The 17,775-nt window shown below is 62.7% G+C and carries 18 protein-coding genes and 2 tRNA genes; 11 read left to right on the top strand and 9 right to left on the bottom strand.

Going from position 1 to position 17,775, the window contains the following annotated elements:
- The first annotated feature begins 4 nt into the window (after nucleotides 1–4).
- From AACH55_RS15965 to AACH55_RS15980, 4 genes are all read left to right on the top strand, one after another.
- Nucleotides 5–1,627: a cytochrome ubiquinol oxidase subunit I gene (locus AACH55_RS15965; RefSeq protein ID WP_338715654.1), complete on the top strand. Its 1,623-nt coding sequence runs from the start codon at nucleotides 5–7 to the stop codon at nucleotides 1,625–1,627.
- 26 nt (nucleotides 1,628–1,653) lie between these two features.
- Complete coding sequence (cydB, locus tag AACH55_RS15970) at nucleotides 1,654–2,793, top strand: cytochrome d ubiquinol oxidase subunit II (protein WP_338715655.1); 1,140 nt, start codon at nucleotides 1,654–1,656, stop codon at nucleotides 2,791–2,793.
- A 36-nt stretch (nucleotides 2,794–2,829) separates the two neighbouring features.
- Nucleotides 2,830–3,000 carry a cytochrome bd-I oxidase subunit CydX gene (gene cydX, locus AACH55_RS15975; protein WP_008330178.1) on the top strand — a complete coding sequence of 57 codons (171 nt, stop codon included), beginning with the start codon at nucleotides 2,830–2,832 and terminating at the stop codon, nucleotides 2,998–3,000.
- An 80-nt stretch (nucleotides 3,001–3,080) separates the two neighbouring features.
- Complete coding sequence (locus AACH55_RS15980; protein WP_338715656.1) at nucleotides 3,081–3,602, top strand: DUF2867 domain-containing protein; 522 nt, start codon at nucleotides 3,081–3,083, stop codon at nucleotides 3,600–3,602.
- A 108-nt stretch (nucleotides 3,603–3,710) separates the two neighbouring features.
- Here AACH55_RS15980 and AACH55_RS15985 read toward each other — a convergent pair whose 3' ends face one another.
- Together AACH55_RS15985 and AACH55_RS15990 are read right to left on the bottom strand one after the other, a co-directional pair.
- The gene (locus AACH55_RS15985) at nucleotides 3,711–4,145 is read right to left on the bottom strand and encodes an organic hydroperoxide resistance protein (protein WP_338715657.1); all 435 of its coding nucleotides are present in this window, start codon (nucleotides 4,143–4,145) and stop codon (nucleotides 3,711–3,713) included.
- Between the two features lie 236 nt (nucleotides 4,146–4,381).
- Entirely contained in the window at nucleotides 4,382–4,867 is a 486-nt protein-coding gene (locus AACH55_RS15990) for a MarR family transcriptional regulator (protein WP_338715658.1), read from the bottom strand.
- 131 nt (nucleotides 4,868–4,998) lie between these two features.
- On the opposite strand from AACH55_RS15990, the gene earP reads away from it, so the two are divergent.
- Together earP and AACH55_RS16000 are read left to right on the top strand one after the other, a co-directional pair.
- Entirely contained in the window at nucleotides 4,999–6,192 is a 1,194-nt protein-coding gene (earP, locus tag AACH55_RS15995) for an elongation factor P maturation arginine rhamnosyltransferase EarP (protein ID WP_338715659.1), read from the top strand.
- 125 nt (nucleotides 6,193–6,317) lie between these two features.
- Nucleotides 6,318–6,893 (top strand): elongation factor P, encoded by a 576-nt coding sequence (locus AACH55_RS16000; RefSeq protein WP_338715660.1) that lies wholly within the window; start codon nucleotides 6,318–6,320, stop codon nucleotides 6,891–6,893.
- A gap of 280 nt (nucleotides 6,894–7,173) precedes the next feature.
- Here the strand turns inward: AACH55_RS16000 and AACH55_RS16005 are convergent, their stop codons facing one another.
- Entirely contained in the window at nucleotides 7,174–8,010 is an 837-nt protein-coding gene (locus AACH55_RS16005; protein WP_338715661.1) for a FadR/GntR family transcriptional regulator, read from the bottom strand.
- A gap of 141 nt (nucleotides 8,011–8,151) precedes the next feature.
- On the opposite strand from AACH55_RS16005, the gene denD reads away from it, so the two are divergent.
- Complete coding sequence (gene denD, locus AACH55_RS16010; protein ID WP_338715662.1) at nucleotides 8,152–9,126, top strand: D-erythronate dehydrogenase; 975 nt, start codon at nucleotides 8,152–8,154, stop codon at nucleotides 9,124–9,126.
- Nucleotides 9,127–9,205: 79 nt separating this feature from the next.
- Here denD and mmsB read toward each other — a convergent pair whose 3' ends face one another.
- The 3 genes from mmsB to AACH55_RS16025 all read right to left on the bottom strand — a co-directional run bounded on the left by mmsB (nucleotide 9,206) and on the right by AACH55_RS16025 (nucleotide 12,924).
- A complete protein-coding gene (gene mmsB / locus AACH55_RS16015) occupies nucleotides 9,206–10,099 on the bottom strand; it encodes a 3-hydroxyisobutyrate dehydrogenase (RefSeq protein WP_338715663.1) in 894 nt (297 codons plus the stop codon).
- A gap of 10 nt (nucleotides 10,100–10,109) precedes the next feature.
- Nucleotides 10,110–11,618 carry a CoA-acylating methylmalonate-semialdehyde dehydrogenase gene (locus AACH55_RS16020; RefSeq protein ID WP_338715664.1) on the bottom strand — a complete coding sequence of 503 codons (1,509 nt, stop codon included), beginning with the start codon at nucleotides 11,616–11,618 and terminating at the stop codon, nucleotides 10,110–10,112.
- Nucleotides 11,619–11,691: 73 nt separating this feature from the next.
- Nucleotides 11,692–12,924 (bottom strand): ABC transporter substrate-binding protein, encoded by a 1,233-nt coding sequence (locus tag AACH55_RS16025; protein ID WP_338715665.1) that lies wholly within the window; start codon nucleotides 12,922–12,924, stop codon nucleotides 11,692–11,694.
- A 209-nt stretch (nucleotides 12,925–13,133) separates the two neighbouring features.
- Here AACH55_RS16025 and AACH55_RS16030 point away from each other — a divergent pair, with 209 nt between their 5' ends.
- The 4 genes from AACH55_RS16030 (at nucleotide 13,134) to AACH55_RS16045 (ending at nucleotide 15,842) form a co-directional block, all read left to right on the top strand.
- A complete protein-coding gene (locus AACH55_RS16030) occupies nucleotides 13,134–14,051 on the top strand; it encodes a LysR family transcriptional regulator (protein ID WP_338715666.1) in 918 nt (305 codons plus the stop codon).
- A 90-nt stretch (nucleotides 14,052–14,141) separates the two neighbouring features.
- The gene (locus tag AACH55_RS16035) at nucleotides 14,142–14,723 is read left to right on the top strand and encodes a DJ-1/PfpI family protein (RefSeq protein WP_008330196.1); all 582 of its coding nucleotides are present in this window, start codon (nucleotides 14,142–14,144) and stop codon (nucleotides 14,721–14,723) included.
- Between the two features lie 151 nt (nucleotides 14,724–14,874).
- Nucleotides 14,875–15,462 (top strand): sigma-70 family RNA polymerase sigma factor, encoded by a 588-nt coding sequence (locus tag AACH55_RS16040; RefSeq protein WP_338715667.1) that lies wholly within the window; start codon nucleotides 14,875–14,877, stop codon nucleotides 15,460–15,462.
- A gap of 14 nt (nucleotides 15,463–15,476) precedes the next feature.
- Nucleotides 15,477–15,842 (top strand): hypothetical protein, encoded by a 366-nt coding sequence (locus AACH55_RS16045; protein ID WP_338715668.1) that lies wholly within the window; start codon nucleotides 15,477–15,479, stop codon nucleotides 15,840–15,842.
- Between the two features lie 126 nt (nucleotides 15,843–15,968).
- Here the strand turns inward: AACH55_RS16045 and AACH55_RS16050 are convergent, their stop codons facing one another.
- The 3 genes from AACH55_RS16050 to AACH55_RS16060 all read right to left on the bottom strand — a co-directional run bounded on the left by AACH55_RS16050 (nucleotide 15,969) and on the right by AACH55_RS16060 (nucleotide 17,576).
- A complete protein-coding gene (locus AACH55_RS16050) occupies nucleotides 15,969–16,772 on the bottom strand; it encodes an enoyl-CoA hydratase-related protein (protein ID WP_338715669.1) in 804 nt (267 codons plus the stop codon).
- Nucleotides 16,773–17,352: 580 nt separating this feature from the next.
- A tRNA-Glu gene (locus tag AACH55_RS16055) sits at nucleotides 17,353–17,428 on the bottom strand.
- Nucleotides 17,429–17,500: 72 nt separating this feature from the next.
- Nucleotides 17,501–17,576 (bottom strand) — tRNA-Ala (locus AACH55_RS16060).
- Nucleotides 17,577–17,775 lie beyond the last annotated feature (199 nt).

The raw sequence follows: 17,775 nt of genomic DNA on the forward strand, positions 1-17,775 counted from the left end.
CAACATGGTTCCCATCGATGAAGTCGTCTCGCTGTCACGGCTGCAGTTTGCCGTTACGGCGCTCTATCACTTCCTGTTCGTCCCCTTGACGCTAGGCCTGTCCTGGATTCTGGTCATTATGGAGTCGGTCTACGTCATGACCGGCAACCAGATCTACAAAGACATGACCCGCTTCTGGGGCAAGCTGTTCGGCATCAACTTCGCCATGGGCGTGGCCACCGGCATCACGCTGGAATTCCAGTTCGGTACCAACTGGTCCTATTACTCGCACTACGTGGGCGACATCTTCGGCACCCCGCTGGCCATCGAAGGCCTGATGGCCTTCTTCATGGAATCGACCTTCGTGGGCCTGTTCTTCTTCGGCTGGGACAAGCTCTCGCGCAAGCAGCATCTGATCGTCACCGTGCTGGTGGCGGTGGGTTCAAACCTGTCGGCGCTGTGGATCCTGATCGCCAACGGCTGGATGAACAATCCCGTGGGCGCCGAATTCAACTTCGAGACCATGCGCATGGAGCTGGTCAGCATGACCGACGTCATCTTCAACCCGGTGGCGCAGGTCAAGTTCGTGCATACCGTAGCGGCCGGATATGTCACGGCATCCATGTTCGTGCTGGGCATCTCCGCCTGGTATCTGCTCAAGGCGCGCGACACCGCTTTTGCGCTGCGCTCCTTTGCAGTGGCCGCCGGTTTCGGCCTGGCCGCCACGCTCTCGGTGATCGTGCTGGGCGACGAATCGGGCTATACCGCCGGTGAAGTCAACAAGGTCAAGCTGGCCGCCATCGAAGCCGAGTGGGACACCCACCCTGCCCCGGCCGGCCTGACCCTGTTCGGCCTGCCCAACGAGAAGGAGCAACGCACCGACTACGCCGTCAAGATTCCCTATGTGCTGGGCCTGATCGGGACACGCTCGGTCGATATGCAGGTGCTGGGCATCAAGGATCTGAAGAAGGAAAACGAAGTCCGCATCCGCAACGGCATGCTGGCCTATGCCGCGCTGACCAGGCTGAAGTCCGGCGACAAGTCGCCCGAGGCACGCGCCGAGTTCAACAAGCTCAAGAAGGATCTGGGCTACGGCTTGCTGCTCAAGAAGTACACCAACAACGTGGTCGATGCCACGCCCGAACAGATCGCCCTGGCCGTGGATGACACCATCCCCAAGGTAGCGCCCATGTTCTGGTCCTTCCGTGGCATGGTGGGGCTGGGCTTCCTGTTCCTGTTCATCTTCGCGGCTTCGTTCTGGTTCCTGGCCAAGAAGCAGCTGGCCCCGCAACGCTGGTTGCTGCGCCTGGCCGTGATCGCCATCCCGCTGCCCTGGATCGCCGCCGAACTGGGCTGGGTCGTGGCCGAATATGGCCGCCAGCCGTGGACCATCGCCGGCATCCTGCCGACCCATCTGTCGGCTTCCTCGCTGCAACCGGGCAGCCTCTACTTCAGCCTGGCCGGTTTCGTGCTGTTCTACACCTTCCTGCTGGTGGTGGAGATGATCCTGATGTTCAAGTACGCACGCCTGGGCCCGAGCAGCCTGCACACCGGCCAGTACCACTGGGAGAACAAGGGCCATGAAAGCAGCCCCGGCGACGTCCTGCCGCCGCCCCTGAATCCGGCCGCCAACGCCGGCAGCCACTAAGCCCCCGGAAAAAAGAGGAAAGCAAAATGATCTTCGATTACGAAACACTCAAACTGATCTGGTGGGCCTTCGTGGGCGTACTCATCATCGGTTTTGCACTGACCGATGGCTTCGACTTCGGCGTGGGCATCATGCTGCCCTTCGCCGCCAAGGACGATACCGAGCGCCGCATCCTGATCAACTCCATCGGCCCCACCTGGGAAGGCAACCAGACCTGGCTCATCACCGCCGGCGGCGCCACCTTCGCAGCCTGGCCGCTGGTCTATGCGACGGCCTTCTCGGGCTTCTACATCGCCCTGATGGTGTTGCTGTTCTCGCTCTTCTTCCGTCCGGTCGGCTTCGACTACCGCAGCAAGGTGGCCGATCCGCGCTGGCGCAATGCCTGGGACTGGGGCCTGTTCATCGGTGGTTTCGTGCCGCCCCTGATCTGCGGCGTGGCCTTCGGCAACCTGCTCCTGGGCGTGCCCTTCCACTACGACGATTCCATGCGGGTGGAATACACCGGCAGCTTCTTCGCCCTGTTGAACCCCTTCGGCCTGCTGGCGGGCCTGTTGTCGGTGGCCATGCTGCTGATGCACGGCGCGGCGTTTGCCTTCGTGAAGACGGATGCAGCCATTGCTGAACGTTCGCGCAAGACCGTCATCGGCGCCGCGCTGGTGACCGTGCTGCTGTTCATCGCCGGCGGCTTCTGGGTGGCCCACATGCCGGGCTATCGCATCACCGCGATGCCGGACGTCAACACGGCCTTCACTCCCTTGGCCAAGACCGTGGAAGTGGTCACCGGCGCCTGGTTCGACAACTACGCCAAGTGGCCCGTGACCAAGCTGTTCCCGGCACTCGGTGTGGCCGGTGCCGTGCTGGCTGCGCTGCTGGCGCTGGTGCGCAGTGCCCGCCTGGCCTTCATCGCCAGCGGCCTGTCGGTGACCGGCATCATCTTGACGGCCGGCATGTCGCTGTTCCCCTTCGTGATGCCCTCCTCGCTGGATGCCAAGAGCAGCCTGACGATGTGGGATGCAGTCTCCAGCCACAAGACCCTGGGCCTGATGTTCTGGATGGTGCTGATCTTCCTGCCGATCATCCTCGTCTATACCGGCTGGGTCTATCGCGTGGTCAAGGGCAAGGTCACCGCCCGCGACATTCACGAGAACGAACACACTGCGTATTGATTACGCGCAATCGCAATCTGCAACGAGGAGAACATCATGTGGTATTTCGCCTGGATACTCGGCATCGGCCTGGCCCTGGCCTTTGGCATCATCAACGTCATGTGGCTGGAAGCCAACTACGCCTTCGGCCGCCGCAAGGCCGAGGAAACCCACGAGCGCTTCGCCAGCGCCCGCGCGGCGGAAAAGCAGCGGCGCAACGGCAGGTAGGCTCGCGTGATCCTGTGATCCGGTGAGCAAGGCCGGCAGCGTCGCTGTCGGCCTTTTTTTCAACTTGCCTGGAGACCATCATGCCTGCCTCCCCTGCCCCGCACGCCGAAGAAGTCGCGCCCGCAGCCCGTCACTGGGCCCTGCTACCGGGTGCCGGCTTCGCCGACAGTTACCGCATCCGCCTTACGCCGCAGCTGGCGCAATTGAACAGTACCGAAATCGCCGAGCGCATGATGGCCTCGCAACCCGCGTGGATCAGTACGCTGATGCAACTGCGAGACCGCCTGGTGGCGCCGCTGGGATTCAAGCGCGCCGGTGACCACGGCGCCCCGGCGGGTTTTCCGCTGCTGCTGGCCGAACCGGCACGGGTGGTGATGGGGCTGGATGACAGCCATCTTGATTTCCGCCTGTGCGTGGAAAAGTCGCCCGCAGGGACGGAGATGGCGCAGGCGACCGATGGCCCCTGGGTCACCGTCACTACCGTGGTCCGGACCAAGCGCTTGCTGGGGGAGTTCTACCTGGCCGCCATCCTGCCCTTCCATCGCTGCGTCGCGCGGACTTTGCTGCAAGGTTTGCTGCGGCCGGAACGGACTGCGCACTGATGCGCCTCAAACGACAAAACGCCGCTGCGACCTCGGGGACGCAGCGGCGTTTTCTTTCACACTCTCAACGCAGGCAGGAAGCGGATCGCTCCTGCCCGCCTGAACGCATTACACCAGGTTCAGGGTCACGTTGATGTTGTCGCGGGTGGCGTTGGAGTACGGGCACACCTGGTGCGCCTTGTTCACCAGATCCTGCGCCACGGCGCGGTCGATGCCCGGCAGCGAGATGTTGAGTTCGGCTTCGATGCCGAAACCGCCCGGGATCTGGCCGATGCCGACCTTGCCGGTGATGCTGGCGTCAGCGGGTACGGCGATCTTGGCCTGGCCGGCGACGAACTTCAGCGCGCCCAGGAAGCAGGCCGAGTAACCGGCGGCGAACAGTTGTTCCGGGTTGGTGCCATTACCACCGGCGCCACCCAATTCCTTCGGGGTGGACAGCTTGACGTCCAGGACGCCATCGGAGGACTTGGCCGAACCTTCACGGCCGCCAGTGGCGGTAGCGGTGGCGGTGTACAGGGCTTTTTCGATCTTGTTCGAGGGCATGGTATTTCCTTTCAAAGTTCAGGTTGTCGTCACCCTTGCGGGCTACGTTTGAGGGGCGTGGTGCCGAAAGATTCGTTTTCGTTCACCACTGGCTTGCCAGATTGTCTTGCTGCTTCTCTGCTACTGATGTGCTGCTTCACTTGCGGTGTGGCGGTCTTCGATACGGCGGCGCCAACGGTATAAATAATTCACTATATTATTGCGCACAATTTAAAGCGTAAAAACCTGCTGCCTTTTCATTCATCCTCGGCGTTGACCAGCCCCGTGCGGACTTCCTTCAGGGCCAGCACCAGGCTCTTGATCTGATCCAGCGCAGGCAGCATGCAGCTCATCTGCTGCGGCACTGCCCTGGCCTTGTTGCGCAGGGCGCGGCCGGACTCGCTCAGGCTCACCACCACCCGGCGCTCATCGCCGGCATCGCGGTTGCGGTGCAGCAAGCCCATGCTTTCCATGCGCTTGAGCAGCGGGGTCAGCGTACCAGAATCCAGAAACAGGCGCGTGCCCAGTTCCGAGACCGTAACGCCATCCCTTTCCCACAGCACCAGCATCACCAGATATTGCGGATAGGTGATCTCCAGCGGGGCCAGGATCTTCTTGTAGGCCTTGGTCATCGCCAGCGACGCCGAATACATCGCAAAACACAGCTGGTTGTCGAGAAGCAGGGCTTCATCGATCAGTGCGTCCGGAAGATTCGTGGTGTGCGTCGTGTCCATGGGCTGCATATTAAACCGCTCAAAATTGAATTGCAAGCTATTTAATTTGAAAAAATTTGACCTTCTTGTTCATGTGCATTCGTCAGCCTGCCCGGCAAGCCGGTATCATGCGCCCTGCTTAGGCATTTTCCTGCATATCGATGAATTCCCAGCCCAATCCCCTGCGCACCCTGGACCTGTTCTGCAAGGTCGTCGACAACTATGGCGACATCGGCATCTGCTGGCGTCTGGCGCGGCAGCTGGCGCACGAACACGGTCTGGCCGTGCGGCTGTGGGTGGATGATCTGGTGAGCTTCCGGCGCATCTGGCCGACGGTGGACACGCAGGCGCAAGTCCAGCAGATCAACGGCGTGACCGTGCAGCACTGGCGCAGCCAGGAGGGTGAGTTCACTGCCGCCGGGGTGGCCGACATCGTGATCGAGTTCTTCGGCTGCGAGATCCCGCCCGGCTACGTGGAAGCGATGGCCCGGCGCACGCCCAAACCGGTCTGGTTCAATCTGGAAGGCTTGTCAGCCGAGGCCTGGGTCGAAGGTTGCCATACGCTCCCCTCGCCGCACCGCTCGCTGAAGCTGACCAAGTATTTCTTCTTCCCCGGTTTCAACGAACGCACCGGGGGCCTCAGCTTCGAGGCCGATCTGCAAGCCCGGCGGCAAGCCTTCCTGGCCGCCGATGAAGGCCCCGCCTTCCTGGCACGGCTGGGGGTAACGCCGGCAGAGGCCCAGGCCTGCAAGGTCTCGCTGTTCTGCTACGACTATGCCCCGGTCCACGAACTGTTCTCGGCCTGGCAAGCCTCGCCCGTCCCGGTCACCTGCCTGGTGCCGGAGGGAGTCGGGCGCACGGCCGTAGAGTCCTTCCTGGCCGCGCCCATGACTGCCGGCAGCGTGGCCACGCGCGGCGCGCTGAGCGTGCGCGTGCTGCCCTTCGTGCCGCAGACGGATTACGACAAGCTGCTGTGGAGCTGCGACCTCAATTTCGTCCGGGGTGAAGATTCCTTCGTACGGGCGCAATGGGCCGGTCGCCCTTTCATCTGGAACATCTACCACCAGGACAAGAACCTGCACCACACCAAGCTCAATGCCTTCCTGAAGATCTACGACCCGGCCACACCCGCCGTCATCGACCTCAACCGCGCCTGGAACGGCGCCTGTCCGGGTGAGCCGGACTGGCACGCGACGTGGCAAACCCTGCAAGCGCAATTGCCGGCATTGAACGGACAAGCAGAACAATGGGTGCAGAAGATGTTGGCAAATGGCGACTGGATGGACAATTTGCTGGACTTCGCCGCGCGCCGGGCAGCCGAAGACTGGAAGACTGCCGAAAATGAGTTAAAATAGCGGGCTATCGTTTTAACTAACGCAATTTGGAATTCAATCGTACGTGGGCTTGCGGTGAAGTTTTAGAAGTTTTACCAGTGGGCTACTGACAGTTTGAAAAAACCTACTTTTCACGACACATCGCTATGAAATTTGCAAAAGAAATCCGCGTCGGCAACATCATTATGGTCGACGGCAAGCCCATGATCGTCCTGCGCTCGGACGTCAACGGTTCTTCCCGTACCGGTTTCACCTACAAGTGGAAGATGAAGAACCTGCTGACCAACAGCCCGCAGGAAAGCGTCTTCCGTGGCGACGACAAGTTCGACGTCGTGGTACTGGACAAGAAGCCGGTGACCTACTCGTACTTCGCTGACCCGCTGTTCGTCTTCATGGACGAAGAGTACAACCAGTACGAAATCGAAGGCGAGAACATGGGCGACGCCATCGGCTACCTGAAGGATGGCATGCAGTGCGAAGCCGTCTTCTACGACGGCAAGGCCATCTCGGTCGAAATGCCGACCACCATCGTGCGCAAGGTTGCCTACTCGGAACCGGCCGTCAAGGGCAACACCTCGGGCAACGTCCTGAAGGAAGCCAAGATCGAAAACGCCATCGAAGCCAACCAGATCACCGTGATGGTGCCGCTGTTCGTGAGCCAGGATGACGACATCGAAATCGACACCCGTACCAACGAGTACAAGAAGGTCGTGCGCGGCTGATCGTTGCTGATGCCAATAAAAAACGCTGCCTGGTGCAGCGTTTTTTTATGCCTGTGTGATGCCTGTGTGATGGCTCTTTGCCTGGCGATCCACTCCCCGTTCGTCCTGAGTAGCGGCATCGCCGCGTATCGAAGGCGCGCCCAAGCCCGTCCTGATCGCCCTGAAGAGGCGCACCGCAGTTTCACGGCCAGTGAACCCTTCGATACGACGCTGCGCGTCTACTCAGGGCGAACGGGTAGACAGCTCGCTTCTTAGCTTCTTAGCTTCTCCGCTTCCCCTCTCACCCGCCACTCCTGACCCGCGCCAGATCGCGCGCTGCCGCCTGCCCTTCCGCACTGGCCCAGAAGGCCCTGTCGGCGGCCTGGAGTCGCTGGGCCGAATTTTCCATATGGCGCAACGCCGCTGCCCGTGCGGCCTCGGCATTGCCGTCGCTGATGGCTTGCGCCAGCGCCGCATGCTCGGCGCGCACCTGTTGCACGAACTCGTTGCTGCGTGCCTCGTTCATGCGCGCCACGCGAATGGCGGCGTGCAGGAACTGGCTCAGGAACTGCACCAGCGAGGTGTAGAGCGGATTGTGCGCGGCGTTGGAAATGGCGGCATGAAAGGCGAAATCCTCCTGCACGCCATCGCGCCCCGCCGCTGCCGCCGCATCGATGGCCTGCAAGGCCTGCTGGATCGCCAGGTTCTGCGCGCGCGTGCGGCGCTGCGCCGCCAGAGCGGCCATCTCGCCTTCCACCCCGCGCCGCAGCTCGATCACCCGCAGCACCGCCTGGATGGAGTCGCGGCCATCGTCCATGTTCAGGTCCAGCCGGAACGGCGTGGCGGGCGTGACCGGCAGCACCACGGTGCCACTACCCCGGCGCGAACCGACCAGCCCCTCGGATTTGAGGCGCGAAATCGCTTCGCGGATCACCGTGCGGCTGACCGAAAAACGTTCCGTCAGCTCCATCTCCGAAGGCAGCCGCGCATCAGGCGCAAATTCGCCGCTGCGGATCTGTTGCGCCAATACGCTGGTGACATGATCGGCCAGCGTAGTTTTGCCGCGCGAGGCGGCGGCCAGCGAAGCCAGGGCTGAACCCTGCGGCCTGGAGGAGGAGGAAGTCTTCATGGCGCGCATGATACCGCGCAGGCATGGGCTTTTGTGACTTCCGCTTCATATTCCCAAAGTTGTATGACAACTTCTGTTATAATCCGCTGCGCGGGTTTCGCTCAAGCGTTCATATCCCCCTATTCCGACGACAGATCACGAGGAGAACACATGCATATCGTCATCACCGGCGGCGCCGGTTTCCTGGGCAGCCGACTGGCGCGCCAGCTGCTGCAGCGCGGCACCCTCACCGGCCGCGACGGCCAGCCGCAACAGATCAGGCGCATCACACTGCTGGACGTGGTGCCGGCCCAGGGTTTCAATGATTCGCGCATCGAAGCCGTCACCGGCGACATCGCCGATGCCGCCGTGATCGAGCGCGTCATCACGCCTGAGACGCACTCCATCTTCCACCTGGCCGCCATCGTCAGCGGCCACGCCGAGGCCGATTTCGACCTGGGCATGAAGATCAACTTCGACGCCACCCGCGTCATCCTGGAACGCGCCCGCGCCCTGGGCACCAAGCCGCGCGTGGTCTTCACCAGCTCGGTGGCGGTGTTCGGCGGCGAGCTGCCGGCCGTGGTCCCCGACAATACCCTGCTGATGCCGCAAAGCTCCTACGGCGCGCAGAAGGTGATGGGTGAACTGCTGGTGCAGGATTACTCGCGCAAGGGCTTCATCGACGGCCGTGCGCTGCGCATGCCGACCATCTCGGTGCGCCCGGGCGCGCCCAACAAGGCGGCCTCCAGCTTCGCCTCGGGCATCATCCGCGAGCCGCTCAACGGCCAGCCTTCGGTCTGCCCGGTCACGCCGGACACCCGCATGTGGCTGATGTCGCCGCGCCAGGCCATCGCCAACCTGATCCACGGCCATGAAATCAACGGCGCCGACCTGGGCCTGGCCCGCTTCCTCTCCATCGACGGCCTGTGCGTGACCGTCAGGGAGATGGTCGATGCGCTGGAACAAGTGGCCGGCAAGGAAGTGGTGCAGCTGATCGAATGGAAGGAAGACGAAGCCATCAAGCGCATCGTCAATTCCTGGCCCGGCGCCTTCGAAGCCAAGCGCGCCAAGGCGCTGGGCTTTACGGCCGATGCCAACTTCGCCGACATCATCCGCGCGCACATCGAGGATGAAGTGAAGAAATAAGCTGCACATCAACATGCAGAAAAACGAAGGGACAGCCCCGCAAGAGGCTGTCCCTTTTTGCTGCCCGATGGCCCTGCCCTTACTTCGCCTTGCCCAGCATGTTGAAGATGCTGGAGAAGTCCAGCTTGCCGGCACCGTTCATGCTGTGGATATCGTAGAGATTGCGCGCGGTGGCGCCCAGCGGAATGGCGCAGTTGGTCGCCAGCGAATTCTCGACGGCCAGTCCCAGGTCTTTCAACATCAAATCCACGCCAAAGCCGCCGGCATAGCCCTTGGAGGCCGGCGCCGTATCCATCACGCCGGGACAAGGGTTGTAGACTTCCAGCGTCCAGTTGCGGCCGGAACTCTTGGACATGATTTCCGACAGCACCTTGGGGTCCATGCCATTGGCCATGCCCAGGCGGATGGCTTCCGACGTCCCGATCATGAGGATACCCAGCAGCATGTTGTTGCAGACCTTGACGGTCTGGCCGCTACCACTCTCACCGGCGTGATAGATGGCCTTGCCCATCTTTTGCAGGTAAGGCTGGGCCGCCTCGAATGCCTGCGCACTGCCGCCGACCATGAAGGTCAGCGTACCGGCAGCGGCACCGTTGGTGCCGCCGGAGACCGGCGCATCCAGCATCTCGAAGCCGCGCGCCTTGGCCGCTGCCGCCACCTTGCGCGCCGCTTCCGGAGCGATGGTGGAGCAGTCGATCAGGAGCGCCCCCGGCCTGGCCGAGGCCAGCACCCCGGCATCACCCAGGTAGAGCGATTCCACATGCCGGCTGGCCGGCAGCATGGTGATGACCACATCGGCCTTGGCCACGGCCGCCATGGCGTCGGCCTCGGTCTTGCCGCCGGCTTCCACCAACTTGTCCACGCTGGCCTTGACCAGATCGTGGCCGCTGACCGAAAAACCGGCCTTGACCAGATTCTGCGCCATCGGCAAGCCCATGTTGCCCAGGCCGATGAAGACGATGTTGGCGCTCATGCTGCTCTCCTTATTTCAGGGTGATGGTGGTGTTGACCTGGCCGGCTTCTTCGTCCGGCGCGTACCAGCGTGCGGTGACGGTCTTGGTCTGGGTCCAGAAGGTCACGGCCTGCTTGCCGTTGGGGCCGAGGTCGCCCAGCTTGGAAGCACGCGAACCGGTGAAGCTGAAGTAGGCCACCGGCACGGGAATGGGCACATTGATGCCGACCTGGCCGACGTCGATCTCGTTCTGGAACTTGCGCGCGGCATAGCCCGAGCTGGTGAAGATGGAAGTACCGTTCCCATTGGGATTGGCATTGATGAAGGCAATGGCTTCATCCAGCGTCTCCAGTTCGACGATGCACATGGCCGGGCCGAAGATTTCCTGGGTGTAGATGTCCATCTCCGGCTTCACACCGGTGAAGACGGTCGGCCCGACGAAGTTGCCGTTCTCGCTGCCAGCCACCTTGCAGTTGCGGCCATCCAGCAGCAGCTTGGCGCCCTGTTCCACGCCGCTGGCGATGAGGCGTTCCACACGCTCCTTGGCCGCCTTGGAAACCAGCGGACCGACATCGGCCTTGCGGTCGGTACCGGGGCCGACCCTCATGGCCCTGGAGCGTTCGACGATCTCGGGAATCCATTCACGCGTCTGGCCGACCAGCACCACCACCGAATTGGCCATGCAGCGCTGCCCGGCCGCACCGAAGGCCGCGCCCAGCAGGTTGTTGATGGCCTGGTCCTTGGGCGCATCGGGCAGCACGATGCAGTGGTTCTTGGCGCCCATCATGCACTGGGCGCGCTTGCCAGCCTCGCTGGCGCGGCGGTAGATGTGGGTGCCGACATGGGTGGAGCCGATGAAGGACACCGCCTTGATGTCGGGATGGTCGCAGATCATGTTGGCCACCTCCGGGCCGCCATGCACCACGTTCAACACACCCGGCGGCAGGCCGGCCTGGTTGGCCAGCTCGACAAGGAACAGCGAAGAGCTTGGATCCTGCTCGGAGGGCTTCAACACGAAGGTATTGCCGCAGGCCACCGCGATGGGGAACATGAAGCAAGGCAGCATCACCGGGAAGTTGAAGGCGGTGATGCCGGCCCCTACGCCCAGCGGCTGGTAGAGCGTGTAGACGTCCACCCCACCGGCCACGTTCTCGGCCAGCTCGCCCAGTTGCAGCGAGGTGATCGAGCAGGCGTGCTCCACCACTTCCAAACCGCGCATGACTTCACCTTCCGCATCCGGCAGGGTCTTGCCGTGTTCGCGGGTGATCAGTTCGGCCAGCGGAGCGATGTTCTCGCGCAGCAGTTGCTGGAACTTCAGCATGATGCGCATGCGCTGCGCCAGTGAAGTATTGCGCCAGGTCTTGAAGGTCTCCTTGGCGTTGGCTACGGCCCGGTCGACTTCTTCCTTGGTGGCGAAGGGCACGCGCGCCACCACTTCCTGGGTGGCCGGGTTCAATACGTCGCGCCACTCCTTGGAAGTGGACTGCACCTTTTCACCGTTGAGATACAGGGGAACGCTGGGGATGTTGGCTTGGCTCATTGCAATTTCCATTGTGAAGAGGTGAACAGGATGGGGAGAGCAAGGCCGGAAGCACGACTCCCGGCCACAGGCATTACTGCTTGACCAGCGGGCAGGCCGCGTCCATCGGACGGAAGGCCTGCTGGGCCGGGATCACCGACAGCAGCTTCAGGTAATCCCACGGCGCCTTGGATTCGGCCGGGGTCTTGACCTGGTACAGGTACATGTCGTGGATCACGCGGCCATCCGGACGGATGGAGGCATTGCGCATGACGGCATCCGAGATCGGGATTTCACGCATCTTCTGCGCCACGACCTTCCAGTCGGAGGTCTTGGCTGCCGCCCGCGCCTTCAGGAACTGGTAGACGCTGGAATAGACACCGGCCTGCACCATGGTCGGCTTGATGTTCTTGAATTGCGCTTCGAAGCGCTTGGAGAAGGCGCGGGTCTGCTCGTCGTAATCCCAGTAGAAGCCATCGGTATAGACCAGGCCTTGCGCGGCCTCCAGCCCCAGCGCATGCACATCCGACAGGAACACCAGCAGCGCCACCAGGCGCTGGTCCTTGCCACCGACGGCAAAGGAGCGCGCCTGCTTGATGGCATTGACCACATCGGTGCCGCCATCAGCCAGACCGATCACCTGGGCCTTGGAAGCTTGTGCCTGCAGCAGGAAGGAAGAAAAGTCGGAGGCGTTCAGCGGATGCCGCACCGAGCCCACCACCGTGCCGCCATTGGCCTTGACCACATCGGAGGCATCCTTCTCCAGCGAATGGCCGAAGGCATAATCCACCGTCACGAAATACCAGGACTTGTTGCCCAGCTTGGTCAGCGCAGCGGCCGCACCGGCGGCCTGCGAATAGGTATCGAACATCCAGTGAAAGCCATTGGTGGCGCATTCGGCCGTGGTCAGCGCACCGGTCGCCGGGCCGCTGTACATGGCGATGCCACCCTTCTCCTTGATCAGCTTCTGTACCGCCAGCGCCACCGAGGAATTGGTGAGGTCGGCGATGGCCTCGACCTTGTCGCGGTCCAGCCACTCGCGGGCGCGGGTCACGCCGACGTCGGGCTTGTTCTGGTTGTCGGCCGAGAGGATCTCGATCTTCATGCCACGGCACTCATTCTTGAGGCAGTCTTCCACGGCCATCTTGGCGGCCACCACCGAACCCTGGCCGCCCATGGCCGAATACGGGCCGGACATGTCAGTCAGCACGCCGATCTTGACCGTGTTGGCATCCTGCGCCTGGACGGGGATGGTGGTGGCAGCCAGCGACACCGTACAGGCCACGGCCGCAGCCGTGAGGGAACGGCCCAAAGCGTTCTTGCGCATCTTGTCTCCTTGATCTTGTGATTGTTGTCGGACCTGCCCGCGTTCATGGACGCCGGGTCTTGCCGTTGTCTCCTGCCGTGCGTCACCGCTCCTCTCTACGCGGGGTGCCGTTACGGCCCCGCTATTCTGCATGTGCGTATTTATCGATACAATAACCACAAAGACAAAACGCTTTTGCATTGATGCAAATCGCAGACCACGGAGACCGCATGCTGGACTGGGACAACCTCAGGATCTTTCTCGAACTCACGCGCAGCCAGGGCCTGGTGGATGCGGCCAAGAAGCTGGGCATCGACCACTCCACCGTCTCGCGGCGCATGAAACGTTTCGAGGAACAGGTGGGCAGCCAGCTCTTCGACCGCAACAACCACGGCTACAAGCTCACCGCCGACGGCTACCGGCTGGTGGAATATGCCGAGCAGGTCGAAAGCACCCTCTATGCCGCCACCGAAGAGCTGGGCGGGCATAACAGCAAGCTCTCCGGCCAGGTGCGGCTGGGCGCCACGGAGGGCTTCGGCACCTTCGTATTGGCGCCGCATCTGGCCCACTTCTGCGCCCGCAACCCGCACATCACGGTGGATATGCTGCCCATGCCGCGTTTCGTGAACCTCTCCAAGCATGAGGCCGACATCAGCGTCTCGATCGAGCGGCCCTTGTCGGGTAATTACGTGGTCACAAAACTGTCCGACTATGTTCTGAAGCTTTATGCTTCACGTGACTACCTGGCGCAGCACGCATCCATTCATACAATGGATGACCTGGCGCAACACAACTTCATCGGCTACATCGATGATCTGGTCTTCAGTGAAGAATTGCGCTACAAGGATACGGTGGCGCCCGATGCCTTCCGGGCCTTCCGCAGCACCAGCGTCGTGGCGCAATACACGGCGGCCTGTGCCGGCCGGGCGCTGGCGATCCTGCCCTGCTTCCTGGCGCAGCAGTCCGAAGAGCTGGTGCCGGTGCTGCCCGAGGAGATCGCCATCACCCGCACCTTCTGGCTGGTGGCCTCCAGCGAACAACGCCACGTGGCGCGGGTGTCGGCCCTGTGGAGCTACCTGCGCGAGTGCGTGGAACTGAACCGCGACTTCCTGATGGGCCAGTCGCGCCGGATGCGCTGGCTGGCATGAGGGTGGCGACCAGCCCATCCGCAACGAGATGCGTTTCAACCCGGCCGCCGGCCTTCCCCGCGCCGACGGTCTTACCCCAAGGAGATGACGATGGCTGCAAAGAAGATCCTGCTGTTGACCGGTGATTTCGCCGAGGATTATGAAACCATGGTGCCTTTCCAGGCCCTGCAGATGGTCGGCCACACCGTTCATGCGGTCTGCCCCGGCAAGAAAGCCGGCGACAAGGTGAAGACCGCGATCCACGATTTCGAAGGCGACCAGACCTATACCGAAAAGCCGGGCCACCAGTTTGCCCTCAACGCCAGCTTCGATGAGGTCAGCGCTGCCGCCTACGATGCCCTGGTGGTGGCCGGTGGCCGCGCCCCGGAATACCTGCGCCTGAACCCCAAGGTGATCGAACTGGTACAAGCCTTCGCCAAGGCCGACAAGCCCATCGCCGCAGTCTGCCACGGCCCGCAGGTGCTGGCCGCGGCCGGCGTGCTGGAAGGCAAGAAGGTCTCGGCCTATCCGGCCTGCGCCCCGGAAGTGAAGCTGGCCGGTGGCCAGTTCGCAGATATCGCGGTGGATGCGGCCATCACCGATGGCAAGCTGGTGACCGCACCGGCCTGGCCGGCGCATCCGGCGTGGCTCGCGCAGTTCCTGCAGGTGCTGGGCACGCGTATCGAGTTGTAAGGGCTGGAGCCTCGGGCGGGGAGCGGCTGCCAGGCGCAGGCTCCCCGCGCAAGGCCGCTGATTTTGCTTTTTTCTTCATTTCCCTTCCCGGTTTTCCCCCTTTTTTTGCTGCTGGCACACAATATGCCCTGAGATCAACCGTCTTCAGGGCATGCAGCCCATTTCCACCCTCTCCCCGATGAGCGACCAGGACCGCGAGATTACCGCCACCGTCATGCGCGAGCGCGGCCGGCTGGGCGGTTTCATCCGTCGCCGCGTGGCCGATGCGGGCGAGGCCGAAGACATCCTGCAGGAAGTGTTCTACGAGTTCGTCCAGGCCTATCGCCTGCCCGAGCCCATCGAGCAGGTCAGCGCCTGGCTGTTTCGGGTGACGCGCAACCGCATCATCGACCGCTTCCGCAAGAAGAAGGAAGAACCCCTGCCCGAGGCGCGCGACATCGAGGACATCGAGGGTGCCGATGAGGCCTGGCGCCTCGATCTGGTCCTGCCGGCCAGCGATGGCGGCCCGGAAGCGGCCTATGCCCGCGCCACCCTGATCGAAGCCCTGCAGGAGGCACTGGACGAACTGCCCGAGGCGCAGCGCGAGGTCTTCATCGCGCATGAACTCGATGGCCTCAGCTTCAAGGAAATGGCCGCTGCCAGCGGTACCAGCTTAAATACCCTGCTGGCGCGCAAGCGCTATGCAGTCCTGCATCTGCGCGAGCGCTTGCAGGCGGTTTATGACGAATTGGAGATGTAATGGATCAGAATGAAATGCCCCAAAATCCCCCCGCCCCGGCGCGCCGCGTTCGTGGCTTCGGCGACGGGCGTGGTCCGCGCCGCTGGGGCGTGAAGCTGCTGCTTTGCCTGCTGTGCGTGCCGGTCCTGGGCGCGGTAGTGATGCTGCTGTGGAACTGGGTGATGCCGCCGATCTTCCCGGGTGTGGCCGAGATCGGCTTCTGGCGGGCGCTGGGATTGCTGGTGCTGTGCCGGATACTGTTCGGCGGCTTTCGCGGGCGGCATGGCGGCTGGCGCGAGAAGCGCCGCTTCATGCGCGCACGCTGGGAAGCGATGACACCCGAGGAACGCGAACGTTGCCAGCTGCACAGCCGCATGTTCTGCCGCGAAGAGCGCAAGTGAAGAAAAACCTCTGCTCGCGCTGAACGCGCTCAGCCCGGGGCCGAGGGCCGGCGCGCTTGAGATAAAGCGCCATGGCCAATCCGGCCGGGCCGGCACCGGCGATAGCGACGTGCATGGGTTTCATGCTTATCCTGCTGAAGATGAAGCGCGCGTCCAGGCGGGCGCATCTTTTTCGAGGAAGGCGCGCAGGCCTTCCCGTCCTTCCGGTGAGGCACGCAGGTCGGCAATGACGCCGGCCGTGTATTCGGCCAGCTCAGGCGTAACCTGCAGCGGATTGGCTACCTGTACCAGTTGCTTGGCGGCGCGCATCGCCTGTGGTCCGTTGGCCAGCAAGCCGTCGATCATCTGCAAGACCTTGGCATCGAGTTCCTGGGCCAATACCACTTCATGCACCAGTCCGATGGCGGCAGCGCGGATGGCCGTGAAACGCTCGCCGGAGACAAAGAAGCGCCGCGCCTGCGCCACGCCCATCTTGGCGATCACATATGGGCTGATGGCTGCGGGGGCCAGGCCCAGCTTGACTTCGGAGAGCGCAAAGAACGCCGCCTCGGAAGCCACCACGATATCGCAGCACGACACCAGCCCGACACCGCCGCCCATCACCGCGCCCTGCACCTTGGCCAGGGTCGGGGCCGGGAAACTGTTGAGCGTTTCCATGAGCAGGGCCAGCTTGCGGGCATCGCGCAGATTGTCCTCACGCGAGGCATCGGCCATGCGGCGCATCCAGGCCAGGTCGGCACCAGCGGAGAAGGACTTGCCGGTCGAGGCCAGCAGCAGCACGCGGGTGCGCGCATCCTCGCGCGCCTGGGTGATCAGGTCGATCAGGTGGGCGATCAGCTGATCGTCGAAGGCATTGTGGACGTCAGGACGATTGAGGGTGATCGTGGCCAGGCCACGGGGGTCGATGTCGAGATGGGCGGCTGCGGTCATTTACGCTCCTGCGATCAGTGGGGCCTTGCAACGAGGTCGGGAACAGATGGGGGAGCATAGCGCAAAATTCTCGGGGAAAATGTTGCGCGAGAGACAAATGCAGGTGCGATGAACTTCTCGGGGTTCGGGGCGGCTGTTTATTGGCAATGGATGTACAAAAAAGCCCGCTTGCGCGGGCTTTCGGTTGACTGGTTGACTTGGATCGCGTCAGGTGCGCGCTCCCACCGCCCTCTAACGCTCGCTGTGCGAGCGAGGGATTCGCCCACGTGCCGCGGGCCCGGTTTCGCTTGCAAGCGAAACCCTTCGAATCCCCCCCGCGATGTGCTCAAGCACATCGCTAGCGGCCACCAAATAAAAAAGCCCGCTTGCGCGGGCTTTCGGTTGACTGGGTTGACTTGGATCGCGTCAGGTGCGCGCTCCACTGCCCTCTAACGCTCGCTGTGCGAGCGAGGGATTCGCCCACGTGCCGCGGGCCCGGTTTCGCTTGCAAGCGAAACCCTTCGAATCCCCCCGCGATGTGCTCAAGCACATCGCCAGCGGCCACCAAACAAAAAAGCCCGCTTGCGCGGGCTTTTTTATTTGGCGTCCCCTGGGGGATTCGAACCCCCGTACTCACCGTGAAAGGGTGATGTCCTAGGCCTCTAGACGAAGGGGACAAAACGGTCACAACTATAAATTCCTCGAATCAGCTCTTCCGCCAATTCACCCCACATTTCCATGCGGGTCGCTGGTGGAGGTAAGCGGGATCGAACCGCTGACCTCTTGCATGCCATGCAAGCGCTCTCCCAGCTGAGCTATACCCCCTGCGAAAGGAAAAGTCCCAAACTCCGGACTATCCAACCTCAAGGTAGCCTGACCGGTCAGATCAGACTACTTACAACCTGGCGTCCCCTGGGGGATTCGCCCACATTCTGCGGGCCGCGGAATCGCTTGCAAGCGATTCCCTTCGAATCCCCACGCGATGTGCTCAAGCACATCGCTGGACTTCTATAATCCAACCTTG

The organism is Herbaspirillum sp. DW155 (assembly GCF_037076565.1).
Classification (GTDB): Bacteria; Pseudomonadota; Gammaproteobacteria; order Burkholderiales; family Burkholderiaceae_D; genus Herbaspirillum.